The sequence below is a fragment of the Flavobacterium sp. B330r genome (assembly GCF_056824325.1).
Map to the genome: position 1 here is coordinate 1,336,847 of NZ_CP124860.1, position 16,471 is coordinate 1,353,317.

Here is a 16,471-nt window from a genome sequence, read left to right on the forward strand (position 1 = left end):
TAATCTCTTAATCGCTTCGAAAACATAATGTTAAAAACATCCTAATTCTTTAGGATGTTTTTTTTTGGCGTACTTTTTGTAATTTTTTTTGTATATTTACATTAATCAAATACACGCGATGGCAAAAAACTACTTTTATATTACTTTCTTATTGGCATTTTTCTTCACTGTAAGCGTTTCGGCTCAGGACAGCAAGCAATTACCAAAAACTCAAGAATCTACTTCTATCGAGGGGCTTAGCTTGTATCCTAATCCAGTTACAAACGGAAAAGTCTATATCTCATCTAAAAACGATTTAGAGAAAGAAATTATTGTGTTTGACATCTTAGGCAAAAAAGTATTGCAAGCTCATTTAGTATCAAGAGAGCTAAGTGTTGCAGAATTACCGCCAGGTGTTTATATCATCAAAATAAGCGAACAAAATGCATCGGCAACCCGAAAACTCATTATAAGATAAAAGCTCCTTTGGAGCTTTTTTTAGTTTTCAGTAGCAGTTTTCAGTTTACATACTTTGCTGAAAACTGTGACTGAATACTGCAACTGAACACTAAAAAACAATATCTTTGCAAAAAAAAGTTTTGATCACAGCCAACGATATCTTTACCATCTCAAGTCAGAAACAATTTGAAAAAATAGCATTAAAAGTGTTTCGTTTTCAGCACGAGAACAACAAAGTTTATCGTGATTTTTGTGATTTTTTAAATGTTAATCCGCAACAAGTAAAATCACTGCAGCAAATTCCTTTTTTACCCATTCAGTTTTTCAAAAGTCATGATGTTGTTTCTAATACAGATCCGACACAAGTAACTTTTACCAGCAGTGGAACAACTGGAATGATTACAAGCAGGCATTTAGTGACCGATATTTCCCTATATGAGGAAAGTTACCGCAAAGGATTTTCGCAATTTTACGGCAATATCGAAGATTACGTTGTTTTAGCCCTTTTGCCATCTTATTTAGAACGCGAAGGCTCTTCTTTAATTTATATGGTAGAAGATTTAATAAAACTCTCTAATCAGCCTGAAAGTGGGTTTTATTTGCACAACCACGAAGACTTAATCAAAAAGCTTCTTAAATTGGACGAAGCAGGTCAAAATGTAATTCTAATTGGGGTAACTTACGCTTTATTAGATTTGATCGAAAAACACCAATTCAATCTTCAAAATACCATTATTATGGAAACTGGAGGAATGAAAGGAAAACGCAAAGAAATGATTCGTGAAGAATTACATGAAATACTTTGTAAAGGCTTCGGAGTTTCTTCTATTCATTCAGAATACGGAATGACCGAGCTTTTAGCGCAAGCCTATTCTTTAGGAGAAGGTGTCTTTGAATGCCCTTCTTGGATGCATATTTTGGTTCGAGATCCAGAAGATGCTCTCACTTACGTGAAATACGGAAAAACGGGCGGAATCAATGTAATTGATTTAGCCAATATCAATTCCTGTTCTTTTATTGCCACGCAGGATTTAGGCAAAAAAAATCCCAACAACTCTTTTGAAGTATTGGGACGTTTTGATAATTCTGATATTCGTGGCTGTAATTTGATGGTTTTGTAAAAAAAAAAATCTAATCGTTGACTTGTTTAATCGCAAAAAATCGATTAAACAATTAAACAAAAAAAATTAATTCTCCTCTATTACACCGATACTTTCAATCCCTTCTCTTTTTTGAAGCGCTTTTTCTTTTTCACCTTTACTTTCTAATAGCTTGTAAACTCCATAGCAAGCCAAAGCGCCAAAAAGCACAAAAAGTATATTCCATCCTGGATTACTAAAACTGTCATCGTTTACATTTTCAACGCCGCTGATAAGAACAGCTAAAAGTCCAACAACAAATCCAGAAACGAGAGTACCTCCATAATAAGACGCTATTCCAATTCCAAAATAACCCCATTTGTTCTTATCATATTCAAGAGCCAAATTGGTATATCCTTTCCAAATCCAATAAATAAGTAAAATTCCAATCATAATCGTTTTGTTAGTTTTTAGGGAATAAACTTAATAAAAAAAACTTTAAATTTTCATTGTCAACGAATTAAAATAAAAAACCCAACATTCTTTCCGAACATTGGGATTTATATATTTAATTTATAAGATTCTTACAGATTGATTAAAACAATTAACCAATTAAAGAGTTAAACGTTTTTAAACAATGCGAATTACAAAATAATTTTTCTTTCCGCTTTGCAACAACACAAATTGATCGTTAATTAAATCATTTGCTGTTAAAACAAAATCTTCTTTTATTTTTTCTCTATTTACAGAAATTGAGTTTGCTGTCAAAGCACGTCTCGCTTCTCCATTTGATTTAAAGAAACCCGTTTTTTCGTTTAAAACCGTGATGATATCCAATCCGTTTTCTAAATCAGTTTTCGTGATTTCAGCTTGCGGAACTCCGTCAAAAACTTCTAAAAAAGTCGCTTCATCCAATTTCTTCAAATCTTCTGCAGTCGAATTTCCAAACAAAATATTTGAAGCCTGAATTGCTTTTTCCAACTCTTCTCTATTATGAACAAAAACGGTGATTTCTTCTGCCAATTTCTTTTGTAAAACTCTCAAATGAGGAGCCTCTTTGTGCTCTTCGATTAATCCATCGATAGTTTCTTTATCTAAGAAAGTAAAGATTTTAATATATTTCTCTGCATCAACATCTGTTGTGTTTACCCAAAATTGGTAGAATTTGTATACAGAAGTTTTATCAGCATCCAACCAAACATTTCCTCCTTCAGATTTTCCAAATTTAGATCCGTCCGCTTTTGTAATTAGAGGTGTTGTTAAAGCGTACGCTTTAGCATTCTCTCCTCCCATTCTACGCACTAATTCTGTTCCTGTGGTAATATTACCCCATTGGTCAGAACCACCCATTTGCAGAATGCAATTATTGTTTTTATATAAATGATAAAAATCGTAACCTTGAATTAATTGGTATGTAAACTCTGTAAAAGACATTCCCTCACCTTCTCCGCTAAATCTCTTTTTTACAGAATCTTTAGCCATCATATAATTTACAGTTATTCTTTTTCCAACTTCACGTGCAAAATCAATAAAAGAGAATTCTTTCATCCAATCGTAGTTATTCACCATTACTGGTGCATTTGCTTCGGTTGAATTAAAATCCAAGAAACGAGACAAAACACTTTTGATTCCAGCTACATTTTTAGCCAAAGCTACTTCATCAAGCAAGTTTCTTTCATCAGATTTACCAGAAGGATCTCCAATCATTCCTGTTGCTCCACCCACTAAAGCAATCGGTCTGTGACCAAAATTCTTTAAGTGAACCAATAAAATAATCTGAACCATACTTCCGATGTGCAGTGAATCTGCCGTTGGATCAAAACCGATATAGGCAGTGGTTGCTTCTTTTAGCAATTGTTCTTCCGTTCCAGGCATACTATCATGGTACAACCCGCGCCATTTTAATTCTTCAACTAGATTCTTCATTTTTTTAAATAATTTGCGCAAATGTAATCAATGTCAATGGCAATATCAAAAAAGTCTGCCACGAAGACACTAAGGCACAAAGTTTTTTATTTCTATAAAATTTAATCATTTAAGCAAAGTGTATATTAAATGCATTTATTTGGATACTTTGTTTTCTAAAAAGAAGACCGGAGTGTATTAAATAAAATCCGTTTACGTAAACACGTAAAGAAGTATTTTGTTTTTTCTTTAGTTTTGCTTCCCAAAAAACTACCAAAATGAGAAAAATCTTTTTAATCCTTCTTTTTCTTTGTTGCACTTTTATCAATGCACAGATTTCTTTTGAAAAAGGATACTTTATTTCCAATGACGGAAAAAAAACGGAATGTCTAATAAAAAATTTAGACTGGAAAAACAATCCAACTGATTTCAAATATAAATTCCCAATTGATGGTGATGATTCCAAAACAGAGACCATTGCAAATGTTCAAGAATTTGGAATCGATAATACTGTAACTTTCAAAAGAGCAAAAGTAAAAATGGATCGTTCCAGCGATGATTTAGGTAAACTATCAGAAACTGGACAACCCGTATGGGAAGAAAACAACCTCTTTCTTCGGTTGTTAGTTCAAGGAGAAGCAACACTTTATTCATTTAGAGAAGGAAATCTTATCCGATATTTTTATGAAACAAAAAGCACTCCATTAGAACAGCTTGTATACTTAAGATATATCTTAACAAAAGATGGTAAATCAACAGGAGATTTAAAAGAAAACAATTACTACAAACAACAATTAAATAACAATGTAAGATCAGCAAATACAACTGACAGCGATATTGAAAATATAAAATATAAAAAATCTGACCTTACAAGATACTTCCTAAAATACAATAATACCGACAACAAAACAAAAAACGGTGTACTATCAAAAACAAGTGAGGATCATTTTCTTTTAAAAATAACACCTGGAATTAGCTTTATCTCAGGGTCTATGAATGATGGAGACACGCCTTTAAAAAATGTAAATTTAGACAGTAAGAGTAGTTTCAAGATAGGTTTGGAAGCAGAATATCTCCTGCCTTATAATAAAAACAAATGGAGCCTATTTTTGAACCCAGTTTACCAAAATTATCAAACCAGCAAACAATATAGCCGACCAGGTCCTTTTACAGGATCTCCTGCAACAACTCGAAATATAGACGTTAAATACACTAGTATACAAGTGCCTATAGGATTACGCTATTATTTCCTAATCAATAGTAATTCAAAAGTTTTTATAAATGCTGCTTATTCTTTTGATATAAATGGCAAAGCAAGTTTATCTTTTGATAAAAATGTAGAACTTGAAAGCAAATCAGGATCCAATTTTGCTTTTGGAGCAGGTTATAACTTTAAAAATAAATTTAGTGCTGAAATTAGAACAAACACTAAAAAACAATTATTAGGCGATTTCAATACTATTTCTCTTGAGTATAAAGCAATTGATTTGGTTTTTGCTTATTCTATTTTCTAATACACATCCGGAACATGTTAAATAAATCAATTTACGGAAACCCGTAAAGAAGTATTTTGTTTTTTCTTTAGTTTCGCCTCCCAAAAAAACTACAATAATGAAAAAAACTTTTTTACTTATTCTTTTTCTTTGTTGCACTTTCATCAATGCACAGGTTACTTTTGAAAAAGGATACTTTATTTCCAACAATGGAAATCGAACAGAATGTTTAATCCGAAACTTAGACTGGAAAGACAACCCAACCGATTTTAGATACAAAATAGATCCAAATGACAAGGACTATGTAACCGAAACTATTGCAAACGTTTCTGAATTTGGAATTGGAAACAGTATTGCCTTCAAAAGAGCAAAAGTAAAGATAGATCGTTCAACTGATGACTTATCTAAAATATCACAAACAGGAAAACCAGTTTGGGAAGAAAGCACACTTTTTCTTCGCGTTTTAGTTACGGGCGAAGCGTCATTGTATTCTTATAGAGAAGCCAATCTTTTCAGATACTTTTATGAAACAAAAGAAGTGCCTCTTGAACAGCTTGTGTACCTTAGATACATTGAAACACAAAATGAAAACGCTAGCAAAAATATTAAGGAGAACACTTATTATAAGCAGCAGCTAAACTTAAATGTAAGATCTGCTAATATTACAGATAATGACATCAAAGGTATATCATACAACAAATCAGATCTTACAAAATACTTTGTAAAATATAATAATGTTCCCGAGAAAAAAGAGAAAAAGGAACAATCGACTGAAAGCAAAAGCCAGTACTTTATAAAGGTGACAGCTGCCGCCAGTCCGACTTCACTTTCTATAACTAGCTCTTCTCTTCCATACAGAAATGCAAAAATAGATAGTAAAACTCTTTTCAAAGTAGGAATTGAAGCTGAATTTGTACTTCCATTTAACAACAACAAATGGAGCATTTTTACAAACCCTATGTATCAAAAATATGAAAACAACAAATCTTATAGTCTGCCTGGTCTTTTCCCAACATCACCTGTTGAAAATCATACAGTAGATATTTCATATACCGCGGTTCAAGTACCAATAGGAGTACGTCACTATCTTTTCCTTAACAAAAGTTCAAAATTGTTCATAAACGCAGCTTTTGCATTTGATGTAGCAACTAAAGCAACTATAATATATGATGAAGATATACGTAATGATAGCAAAACCGGAACCAATTTAGCTTTTGGCTTTGGATACAACTTTAAAAACAAAATTAGTGCTGAGGCAAGGTTTAATACTAAAAAAGAACTAATGGCAGATTACCGCAATTTTTCTGCAAAATACAATACTCTTGATTTAGTAATTGCTTATACTATTTTTTAAAAGCTTTTAAAGTCTTATTTATATATTTATCAAAGCAGTTAACAGACCCTAAAGCCTCTGTTAACTGCTTTTTTTATATTGTGTTTTATTAAATTAGGCTTGAATTTATTCAAAAGTAGTATCTTTACGACATGATATTAGTAACTGGAGGAACTGGTTTAGTAGGCGCACATTTATTGCTTCATTTAATTGAAAATGGAGAAAATGTTCGGGCAATTTACAGAACCCAAAACAACATTCAGAAAACAAAATCGGTTTTTGATTTTTATAAAAAAGCAGATTTGTTTGAAAAAATCAATTGGCTTGAAGCTGATATTCTAGACATACCTTCCCTTGAAACTGCTTTTATCGATATTAGACAAGTATATCACTGCGCAGCATTTATTTCGTTTGAACCCAAAGATGAAGAAATCCTTAGAAAAACCAATATCGAAGGAACGGCCAACATGGTCAATTTTGCCATTGCCAAAGAAGTACAAAAATTTTGCTATATCAGTTCGATTGCCGCTTTAGGCGATATTGCTCCTCACGAAACATATATTACAGAAGAAACCGATTGGAATCCTGAAAAACCACACAGCGATTACGCCATTTCTAAATATGGTGCCGAAATGGAAGTTTGGCGTGGGCATCAAGAAGGCTTAAATGTTATTATTGTAAATCCGGGAGTTATTTTAGGTCCACCAAAAATGATGGATATTTTTGACGAAGGCAGTAGTGAAATTTATCGAAAAGTTTCAAAAGGACTTCCGTTCTACACACTTGGAAGCACTGGTTTTATCTCGGTTGACGATGTTGCAAAAATAAGTTTTGAATTGATGAAAAGCGAAATAAAAAACGAACGCTTCACGCTTATCTCAGACAATATTGTTTTTAAAGATCTTTTAGACACCGTTTCTGATGCTTTAAATGCAAAAAGACCACACATTCATGCAAAGCCTTTTCTAATGAATTTCTTGTGGATTATTGATGGGATATTTTCTACTTTATTCTTTAGAAAAAGAAGCATTACAAAAGCAACAGCAAAAGCTTCGTACTCAAAAAATCTGTATAGCAATGAAAAAATAAAAACCGCTCTAGGAACGGTTTTTACTAATATTCATCAATATATTAAAGGCAGCTCTAAACTATAGTCGTTTTTTTCTTCTGTCTTGCATTTGCATGTGAGCTCTTTTTATAGAATCGATATTAACCTTAGGAGCTACTTTCTTCACCGAATCTTTTGAAACTTCTGGCGCTTTCTTTTTAGTTTCCTTAGCTGCTTTTTTCTCATCAATTTTAGCTAAAGAATCTGCCGCTCGCTGGTTTACAGAAATCCTTTTGTTCACTTGATCAAACATGTCTTTATAATTCTCATAATCTGAAGCATAATACATGTTGTTTTGAGCAAATTGAAGACTATCTACTTTGTATTTTTTCAAAATAAACTTCGTCGGATCATTTTCTATAGAATCTAAAGACAATGGTTTCTGATATCTCATTGCTTCCAAAAGAGACAAATCATACATAATATCAATCATTTTATCTTTCTCAATAAGCTTTGCAGGCTGTTTTACAACATCCTTTTTACAGCTTATAGAAAGAAATATAACCAATATTATTACTATAAAATTCTTCATAGTTGCTTTTTATCTGTCAAACAATAATCTTTTACCTGCTCTGGTATCTTTTACTTTAAAGTTATTATAAACCAATTCACCGTTTACAAAAGTATGTGTGATTCTAGATTTAAAAGTAAAACCTTCAAATGGAGACCATCCGCATTTGTATAAAATGTTTTCTGGTTTCACGCTCCAAGGCAAACTTGGATTTACGATTACCAAATCGGCGTGGTATCCTTCTTTAATAAAACCTCTTTTTTCAATTTTAAAAATCTTAGCTGGATTGTGGCACATTTTCTCCACAATTTTCTCCACACTAATTTTTCCTTGATGATGCGCTTCGAACATTGCTACAACTGCATGCTGAACAAGCGGACCTCCAGAAGGCGCATTCAAATAAGACTGCTGTTTTTCTTCTTTTGTATGAGGAGCGTGATCTGTCGCAATTACATCAATTCTTCCGTCGTTTAAAGCTTTCCAAAGTTCTGCACGATCTTCGGCAGTTTTAACTGCAGGATTCCATTTAATGAAATTTCCTTTTGTTTTATAGTCTTCGTCAGTAAACCAAAGATGGTGCACGCAAACCTCAGCGGTAATTTTTTTATCTTCTAATGGAATTTTATTCGTAAACAATTCCATTTCTTTCGCAGTTGAAAGATGGAAAATATGTAATCTTGCTCCAGTTCTTTTAGCCAAAGCTACTGCTTTTGAAGAAGAAATATAACAAGCCTCTGCACTTCTAATTAAATTGTGTGCCGTAACCGGAACATCGTCTCCATATTGCTCTTTAAAAGCAGCAAGATTATTTTTAATCGTAGTCTCATCTTCACAATGAACTGCAATTAACATTGGAGTGCTTGAAAAAATCTTTTCTAAAACAGCTTCATTATCAACCAACATATTCCCTGTAGATGAACCTAAGAAAATTTTAATCCCAGCAACATTTTTTGGATTTGTTTTTAAAACTTCTTCCAAGTTATCATTTGTTGCTCCCATCATAAACGAGTAATTCGCAAATGATTTTTGAGAAGCAATTTGGTATTTATCTTCTAAAATTTCCTGAGTAACCGCATTCGGAACTGTATTAGGCTGTTCGATAAAAGAAGTAATTCCTCCCGCAACAGCAGCACGAGATTCCGATTCGATATCTCCTTTATGTGTTAAACCTGGTTCTCTAAAATGCACTTGATCGTCTATCGCGCCAGGCATTAAATAATTTCCTTCAGCATCGATTACAATGCAATCTGAAGTTTTTAATGAAATGCTGTCTGCAATTTCAACAATCAGATCATTTTCAATTAAAACATCACCTTCAACAATTGTCCCTTCGTTTACAATTTTGGCATTCTTTATTAAAATCCTGTTCATTTTGGTTGGTTTATAATGAATTGACTAATTTTCTTATTCTAAGTGAAATTACTCCAAGTATTGCTTCTTTAATAATGGCATTACTCATTTTAGAAACTCCTTTTGTTCGGTCTGTAAAAATAATTGGGACTTCAGTAATTTGAAATTTAGCACAATAGGTTCTGTACTTCATCTCGATTTGAAACGCATATCCGACAAATTTTATTTTGTTCAGATTAATTTTTTCCAAAACTTCTCTTTTATAACAAACAAAACCTGCAGTAGCATCATGAATTTTCATTCCGGTGATAAATTTCACATAAACAGATGCGAAGTAAGACATCAAAACTCGGCTAAGAGGCCAGTTTACCACATTTACACCCGTTACATAACGAGATCCAATTGCAAGATCTGCTCCGCCAAAATGACAAGCATCGTATAATTTTTCTAAATCATTTGGGTTATGCGAAAAATCGGCATCCATCTCAAAAATAAATTGATAGTCGCGCTCCAAAGCCCATTTAAAGCCATGAACATACGCAGTTCCTAATCCAGACTTTTTTGTTCTTTGTTCTAAAAAAAGTTTCCCTGGAAATTCTTCCTGTAAAGCGATCACTTTTTTAGCAGTATGATCTGGAGAATTATCATCAATAATCAGCAGATGAAAAGATTTATGCTGCGAAAGTACAGCTCTTACTATACTTTCTATGTTTTCAATTTCGTTATAAGTGGGAATTATGACAATACTATCATTCATTTTTTTCTCGGTAATTTCATCGCAAAAGTAAACTTTTTATAGCATTTGATTCATAATAAATATATAATAAAAGTATTGCATCAAAAAATTACTAATTTTGTATCGCTATGATTGAACAACTTCATCCTCGAATAATCGAAAACAAGGACTGGGCAACACTTTTATTTGTGGTGACCTTTGCCGTTGTTGCCATGACAAAATCTGCTTACGAAACAAGATTTAGTGAGTTTAGTAAACTTATTTTTTCCGATAAATACGCTAAAATTTATCGCGACAACAGCCACATGAAAAACAGCTTTACGGTTGGTTTATTTTTTGTACAAATTGTATCGTTTGCCTTTTTTATTCTGCTTACCATGAATACTTTTGGTTACGCTTCAAAAACCGACTGGGTTCTATTTATTCAGATTGCCACTTTTTTGCTTTATTTCATTTTAGGAAAGTATTTAATCGAAAAAATTGTAGCTGCTTCATTCAATATTGACGATTTTGTAGAGCTATTTAACCTACAAAAAGTAACTTACAGGACTTATATTGGCGTTTTAATCCTTCCAATCAATGCTATTTTGTTCTATTACAACAATATTCCGCAGATTATTCCGCTAGCAATCATAGGTATTTCCCTGTGTATTAGTGTATACTCTTACTTTATTTCAATTAAAACGTATCAAAACGTAATAATCGGTAAGTTATTTTATTTTATTTTGTATCTTTGCGCTCTTGAAATAGCCCCTTATTATTTTCTCTATTATTGGATAGCAAAAGGGAGTGCTTAGTAAATATTTATAATATGAAAGTGAAAACAATTTTGGTGTCACAGCCTGAACCTAAAGTGGAGAATTCTCCTTACTTTGAGCTCCAACAAAAACACAAAATAAAAATTGATTTCAGACCATTTATTCATGTAGAAGGGGTTAGCGCAAAAGAGATTCGATTACAAAAAATCGATCTTAATCATTACACTGCGATCATTTTAACAAGTCGAAATGCTGTAGATCATTTTTTTAGAGTGGCTGATGAAATGCGTTACAAAGTTCCTGAAGGATTGAAGTATTTTTGTCAATCTGAGGCTGTTGCGTTTTACCTTCAAAAGTATGTTGTGTACAGAAAACGTAAAATTTACGTTGGAGCAAAAGATTTTGCAGATTTATCTCCGCTAATTAAGAAGTACAAAGACGAGAAGTTTTTACTTCCTGCATCTGACCAATTAAATGCAGATGCTCCTGTTACCTTAAACAGTTTAAAAGTAGATTGGGCACAAGCTATTTTCTACAGAACTGTAATGAGCGATTTATCTGATCTAGCTGACGTTTATTATGATGTTTTAGCTTTTTTCAGTCCAACAGGAATCAAATCATTGTTTAAGAATTTCCCAGATTTTAAACAAAACAACACCAGAATTGCCGTATTTGGAAGCACAACGCAAAAAGAAGCTTTAGATCATGGTTTAAGAATTGACATTCTTGCTCCAACTCCTGAAACTCCTTCTATGACAATGGCTTTAGAAAAATATGTAGCAGAAGCCAACAAAGGAAAATAACCTAAGAATAAAAATATACAAATTTGAAAATCCAAATTCCAACTAATCACTGGGATTTGGATTTTTTGTTTTTGGAGCTTCCTCGATTCGTATCCCGTGATTGAAACCAAAGGGCAATGTTTTGAATTTAAAATTTTAGAATTAGAATTTGGAATTTCCATTTCTACAGCATTTTAATTACATTTGATTTCTATTCAAAACCCAAATCACAAAAATAGTTTCAAATTGTAAGTTATGAAAATCAACTCCCTCTTAATTGAAATTGACGGAATCGATAAAGAAATTCTTCGATACCTAATGGAAGATGCTCGAAAACCGATTTTGCAAATCGCTAATAAAATCGGAATTTCTGGAGCCGCGATTCATCAGAGATTAAAAAAACTGGAACAATCAGGCGTAATCTCTGGCTCTAAGTTTACTGTAAATCCAAAAGTTCTGGGTTACAATACAATGGCATTTGTGGGAGTTTATTTGGATAAAGCTTCAAGAAACTCAGAAGCCGTAAAAGAACTTAGAAAAATACCCGAAGTTTTAGAATGCCATTATACGACAGGAAACTGGTCGGTTCTGATCAAAATTATCTGTCGAGATAACGAACATTTAATGCAGCTTTTGAACAACAAAATCCAAGCAATTGAAGGGGTTTCAAGAACAGAGACTTTTATCTCGCTAGATCAGCAGATTGACAGACAGATACAGCTTTAGAATTAGATAATGCGTCAATTTGATAATTAGATAATTCTTGAAAACGAATAATATTCTACTGTCATCCTGAGCGAAGTGGAAGTCTTAATTAGACATAAGGGCTTCGACTTCGCTCAGCCTGACAATTGATCAAAGAGTCATTATAAAACAAAACCCGACAGATTTTAAAAATCTGTCGGGTTTGCTATAAATTATCTAATTGATTAATTATCTCAATTAATTAATTTCTTCTGCTTCCAGAATAAATTGATATATAGTACAACAACGTTGCGATTGAACCAATTGCTGCTACTACATACGTTCTTGCCGCCCATTTTAAGGCATCTTTTGCTCCAGCCTGCTCTTCTTGCGTAAGCATGTGTTTGTTTTCTAGCCAAGCCAAAGCACGATTACTCGCATCATATTCTACCGGAAGCGTAATAACCGAGAACAAAGTCGTTGCAGCAAAAATGATGATTCCGATTAATAATAATCCCGGAAAAACTTTAATCATTAAAATTCCTGCAATTAAAATCCATTGTACATAATTTGAAGCAACGCTAACAATAGGCACTAACTTAGAACGCATAGTCAGCCATTCGTAACCTATTGCATGCTGTACGGCGTGACCGCATTCGTGTGCTGCAACGGCCGCTGCAGCTGCATTGCGATGGTTGTAAACTGCTTCACTTAAATTCACTGTTTTATCTGAAGGGTTATAATGATCTGTTAACTGACCTGGTGTCGAAATAACACGAACATCTGTGATTCCGTTATCGGCAAGCATTTTTTCAGCAATTTCTCTTCCGCTCATTCCGTTTCTCAATTGCAACTTCGAATACAATTCAAATTTACTTTTCAGCTGCGAGCTTACCAGCCAGCTGAACAGCATGATAGCTCCAGCAATAATTAAATATCCTGATCCCATTTTTTTTATGTTTTTTAGATTGATTTTTAAATTTACAAAACAAACTGCAAATTGCGAACCATTTTAACAAAATGTCATTTTGACATTATTTTACCACTTTTGACTTAATTCAACATATTGTTTTTAAGCAGAAAAGCAATTAATTCTGCCACATTTTTCATTTTATATTTCTGAAGAATGTTGCGTCGATGTGTTTGAACGGTTAAAAAACTCAAAAATAAATCATCGGCTATTTCTTGAGTCGACTTTCCTTGCGAAAGTAGTAATGCAATATCTCTTTCTCTGCGGCTCAAACCCGGAATTCGTTCCAAATCTTCAGACAAAGGCTGACTGATTATCGTTTTTACTTCTTCACTAAAAACAATTTCGCCCTCAATTGCTTTGTAAATACAGTTTTTAAATTCATCAAAAGAAGCATTTTTAAGAATATATCCGTTTCCTCCATTCTGGATAAACTGCATAACCAAACTTCTTTCAGACTGGCTACTCATGCCTATAATTACAATTTTAGGATGCTTTTGCTTGATTGTTTTACACAGATCAACTCCATTTATAACGGGAAGAAAAATATCCATTAAAATCAAATCGACTTTATTGTCTTCTATATAATCTAAAAGCGCAATTCCCGATTCGAATTTTTCTACAATTTCTATATTATCTAACTCTGAAAGTAAGCCATCAATTCCAGAAATCACAATTGGATGGTCGTCTACTATTACTGTTTTATACTTCATAATCATGATTTGGGTTATATTTTAATTCAATATAAGTTGAAGTCCCTTTATCAAGGACAGAATCAATTTCTAATTTTCCGTTTAAAAAAGCTACGCGGTTTTTTATATTTCGCAAGCCCATTCCATCTCTTTTTTCTGCATATTCTACATTAAAACCAACTCCATTATCTTCAACCGTTATAAAAAACACGTCTTTATTTTGAGAGCAGGAAACTAAAATCTGAGAAGCTTTTGCATATTTTAAAGCATTATTTAAAAGTTCTTGAATAATCCTGAAAATCATTATTTTAAAATGCTGCGGTAAAGTTGTTTTTTTAATCAAATACTGAAATTCGATTGCAGTTTCTGGTGTTGAATGCGATGCACACAAATCTCTCAGCGCATGTTCGAGCCCTAATTTCATTAAACTTTCGGGCATTAAATTCTGAGAAATATTGCGAAGTTCTTTTATCGAATCGTTCAGCATTCCGTTTATATTAGAAACGTTTTCATTGTTTTCACGTTCAGCAAGATTCAAATGAATTTTTAATCCAGAAAGCATACTTCCGAGTCCGTCATGCAAATCTCTTGCAATTCTTTTTCGTTCGATTTCTTCCCCTTCAATCAAGGCATTTGAAACAGATAATTTCTGCTGATTTTCTAATGCTTCAAGTTCTTGTTTATGGTTTACTTCTTTTTGAAAACTGATTTTTTTCTGATAATTATTCCAGCTCCACAAAAACAAAACAGTCAAAAACAATACAAACGAAAGCACTGCAAAAAGCATCATATTCAAGCGATTATTATTAACCTGCAAAACCGCTTTTTCATTTTCAGATTGCAACAAACCAATTTTCTTTTCGCTTTCTGCTTTTTTATATTTGGCTTCAAGCTCTACAATTTCATTTTTCAGTTTCGCATCGTTTAGACTATCATTAATAACATTGTATTTATTCGAATAATAATAGGCTTTCGGATATTCTTTGGTCGCGTTATAAACTTTTGACAACTCTTTATAATAGTTTTTCTTGTCTACAATAAAAGGAGTGTTTTTTATTAAATATTCTAAATTGCTTTTGGCCTTATCATAATTTTTAAGTTTAAAGAGCACTTCATATTCTGCAAACTTCAATCTATTTACCGCTATAGCATTATGATGCTTTTCTGCCGATTTAATTCCTTTATCAAAACTTTGCAATGCCTCATTATGCTTATTTTGTTTCGCATAATAAAGTCCTTCCGAATAAAAATAAGAATCATTTAGATTAGATTCTGGGTATTTTTCTAATGTCGCATAAGCTTTGTCCAGAATTTCTTTAGCATCATAAAAATGCTTCAACTCAACTAAATTTTCTGCATTTATAATATACGTCTCCATCTTAGACTCCGCTAATGTTGCCGATTTTTTCGTGGCACTTTCAATATATTTCTGCGCTTGATCTAGATATTCTGACGCTTTTTCGCGTTCATCATTATTCATAAAAATAATGGCAACAGCTTTATTTAAAGCGCTTATCAATTCATAATCACCACTTTTTTTAGCAATAGGAATCGCTTCGTTGACTAGCAATTTCATATAAGCGTTTTCATTATTCTTCCTTTGCTGCATAATGCCGTAGTTCTGAAGTATAACAGCCCGAAGTTTATAGGCTTCTTTATTACGATACTTTTTAAGTTTCGCGTTTGCATCTAGTAAAGCTTTTTCAAAACCTTCCAAATCACCTTTTTCTATAAAGCTGTACGCATTATAAAAAATAGAAGCGTCTTTTAAAAAAGGGAATTTAATTTTTAGACGATTCGCTTGATCAAGGTATTCCTTTGATTTTTCTGCATCTTGAGCCATTAAAAATAGTTTTGACAATCTGAAACTATTCAAACTTTTGACACTGTCGGATTTTGTGTTTTTTGTGATTTTAACAATACTGTCAATATAAACCGTATCATCATCTAATGAAAGAATTACTTGCGAACTGGAAATTGCAGTAAAAAATAAAAAAAAGAGTAAGGCGTAGAGTTTCTTCATAAATGTGGCATTTACTCAAAGTTATTAAAGCTTAACGACTTTCAAAAAAAAATCGCTTGCTTTTACCTGATATCAGGTAATAAAAAATACATTTTATCAGGTATTGCCGTCCGTAGGATAAGCGTCTAACTTTGTTAAGTTATGAATTTTAATTAAAGAATTTTATTATGAAATCAATTTTGAAAACCTTAGCAATTGTAATGACTCTTGCTTTTACAGCAGTTTCTTGCAGCAGCGATAATGATGATAATGGTTCAGGAAGTGCATCAAGAGATGTTAAATATGAAATAACTGGAAATTATACAGGAACAGCTTCAGTTACTTATTTTGAAAAAGGAGGTAATGCATTAAATGAAGATATGACCAAACTTCCTTGGACTAAAGAATTTACTGCTGAAGCAAAATCTATGGGAGCATCACTGAGCGCAAGTGGATACGGTGGAGTTGCTGGACAAACCTTAACTGGAAAACTTTACATTGGAGGAAAATTAGAGAATGAATTAACTGCAACGGCAAATAGCGACGGAATAATTGTATTATCTCTTACACCGTACGTTTTTCCTCTTTAAAAATTAGTTTAGAATTTAGATTTAAGTTTTTGGTAAAAAG

General features: G+C 32.7%; 17 protein-coding genes. 9 read left to right on the forward strand and 8 right to left on the reverse strand.

Annotated features, from left to right (window positions below):
- Positions 1-118: 118 nt before the first annotated feature.
- On the forward strand, positions 119-457 hold the full coding sequence (locus QLQ95_RS06155) for a T9SS type A sorting domain-containing protein (protein WP_095928275.1): 339 nt from the start codon (positions 119-121) through the stop codon (positions 455-457).
- A gap of 121 nt (positions 458-578) precedes the next feature.
- Entirely contained in the window at positions 579-1,559 is a 981-nt protein-coding gene (locus QLQ95_RS06160; protein WP_482504054.1) for a LuxE/PaaK family acyltransferase, read from the forward strand.
- A 66-nt stretch (positions 1,560-1,625) separates the two neighbouring features.
- Here the strand turns inward: QLQ95_RS06160 and QLQ95_RS06165 are convergent, their stop codons facing one another.
- Together QLQ95_RS06165 and tyrS are read right to left on the reverse strand one after the other, a co-directional pair.
- Complete coding sequence (locus QLQ95_RS06165; protein WP_428237756.1) at positions 1,626-1,970, reverse strand: hypothetical protein; 345 nt, start codon at positions 1,968-1,970, stop codon at positions 1,626-1,628.
- Between the two features lie 177 nt (positions 1,971-2,147).
- Entirely contained in the window at positions 2,148-3,443 is a 1,296-nt protein-coding gene (gene tyrS, locus QLQ95_RS06170) for a tyrosine--tRNA ligase (RefSeq protein WP_482503057.1), read from the reverse strand.
- Between the two features lie 257 nt (positions 3,444-3,700).
- Here tyrS and QLQ95_RS06175 point away from each other — a divergent pair, with 257 nt between their 5' ends.
- The 3 genes from QLQ95_RS06175 (at position 3,701) to QLQ95_RS06185 (ending at position 7,402) form a co-directional block, all read left to right on the forward strand.
- Positions 3,701-4,936, forward strand: a complete 1,236-nt coding sequence (locus QLQ95_RS06175) for an outer membrane beta-barrel protein (protein ID WP_482503059.1) — start codon at positions 3,701-3,703, stop codon at positions 4,934-4,936.
- A gap of 97 nt (positions 4,937-5,033) precedes the next feature.
- Complete coding sequence (locus QLQ95_RS06180; RefSeq protein ID WP_482503061.1) at positions 5,034-6,269, forward strand: porin family protein; 1,236 nt, start codon at positions 5,034-5,036, stop codon at positions 6,267-6,269.
- 131 nt (positions 6,270-6,400) lie between these two features.
- Positions 6,401-7,402 (forward strand): NAD-dependent epimerase/dehydratase family protein, encoded by a 1,002-nt coding sequence (locus QLQ95_RS06185; protein WP_482503063.1) that lies wholly within the window; start codon positions 6,401-6,403, stop codon positions 7,400-7,402.
- Here QLQ95_RS06185 and QLQ95_RS06190 read toward each other — a convergent pair.
- The 3 genes from QLQ95_RS06190 to QLQ95_RS06200 are packed head-to-tail and all read right to left on the reverse strand — an operon-like array spanning position 7,397 to position 9,974.
- Positions 7,397-7,888 (reverse strand): DUF4296 domain-containing protein, encoded by a 492-nt coding sequence (locus QLQ95_RS06190; protein ID WP_482503064.1) that lies wholly within the window; start codon positions 7,886-7,888, stop codon positions 7,397-7,399. The genes QLQ95_RS06185 and QLQ95_RS06190 overlap by 6 nt on opposite strands.
- A gap of 9 nt (positions 7,889-7,897) precedes the next feature.
- Complete coding sequence (locus tag QLQ95_RS06195) at positions 7,898-9,238, reverse strand: dihydroorotase (protein ID WP_482503066.1); 1,341 nt, start codon at positions 9,236-9,238, stop codon at positions 7,898-7,900.
- Between the two features lie 10 nt (positions 9,239-9,248).
- The gene (locus QLQ95_RS06200) at positions 9,249-9,974 is read right to left on the reverse strand and encodes a polyprenol monophosphomannose synthase (RefSeq protein WP_095928284.1); all 726 of its coding nucleotides are present in this window, start codon (positions 9,972-9,974) and stop codon (positions 9,249-9,251) included.
- 107 nt (positions 9,975-10,081) lie between these two features.
- On the opposite strand from QLQ95_RS06200, the gene QLQ95_RS06205 reads away from it, so the two are divergent.
- From QLQ95_RS06205 to QLQ95_RS06215, 3 genes are all read left to right on the forward strand, one after another.
- Positions 10,082-10,750 carry a DUF4271 domain-containing protein gene (locus QLQ95_RS06205; RefSeq protein ID WP_428237752.1) on the forward strand — a complete coding sequence of 223 codons (669 nt, stop codon included), beginning with the start codon at positions 10,082-10,084 and terminating at the stop codon, positions 10,748-10,750.
- Positions 10,751-10,764: 14 nt separating this feature from the next.
- Positions 10,765-11,514 carry a uroporphyrinogen-III synthase gene (locus QLQ95_RS06210; protein WP_008465120.1) on the forward strand — a complete coding sequence of 250 codons (750 nt, stop codon included), beginning with the start codon at positions 10,765-10,767 and terminating at the stop codon, positions 11,512-11,514.
- 234 nt (positions 11,515-11,748) lie between these two features.
- Positions 11,749-12,219: an Lrp/AsnC family transcriptional regulator gene (locus tag QLQ95_RS06215; protein ID WP_095928286.1), complete on the forward strand. Its 471-nt coding sequence runs from the start codon at positions 11,749-11,751 to the stop codon at positions 12,217-12,219.
- Positions 12,220-12,439: 220 nt separating this feature from the next.
- Here QLQ95_RS06215 and QLQ95_RS06220 read toward each other — a convergent pair whose 3' ends face one another.
- The 3 genes from QLQ95_RS06220 to QLQ95_RS06230 form a co-directional block, all read right to left on the reverse strand.
- Positions 12,440-13,126 (reverse strand): zinc metallopeptidase, encoded by a 687-nt coding sequence (locus tag QLQ95_RS06220; RefSeq protein ID WP_095928287.1) that lies wholly within the window; start codon positions 13,124-13,126, stop codon positions 12,440-12,442.
- A gap of 104 nt (positions 13,127-13,230) precedes the next feature.
- On the reverse strand, positions 13,231-13,860 hold the full coding sequence (locus QLQ95_RS06225; protein ID WP_482503069.1) for a response regulator: 630 nt from the start codon (positions 13,858-13,860) through the stop codon (positions 13,231-13,233).
- Complete coding sequence (locus tag QLQ95_RS06230; protein WP_482503071.1) at positions 13,850-15,862, reverse strand: histidine kinase; 2,013 nt, start codon at positions 15,860-15,862, stop codon at positions 13,850-13,852. The genes QLQ95_RS06225 and QLQ95_RS06230 overlap by 11 nt, the downstream gene beginning before the upstream one ends.
- Before the next feature lie 167 nt (positions 15,863-16,029).
- Between QLQ95_RS06230 and QLQ95_RS06235 the strand changes: the two genes are divergently transcribed.
- Positions 16,030-16,431, forward strand: a complete 402-nt coding sequence (locus tag QLQ95_RS06235) for an MmpS family transport accessory protein (RefSeq protein WP_095928290.1) — start codon at positions 16,030-16,032, stop codon at positions 16,429-16,431.
- Positions 16,432-16,471 lie beyond the last annotated feature (40 nt).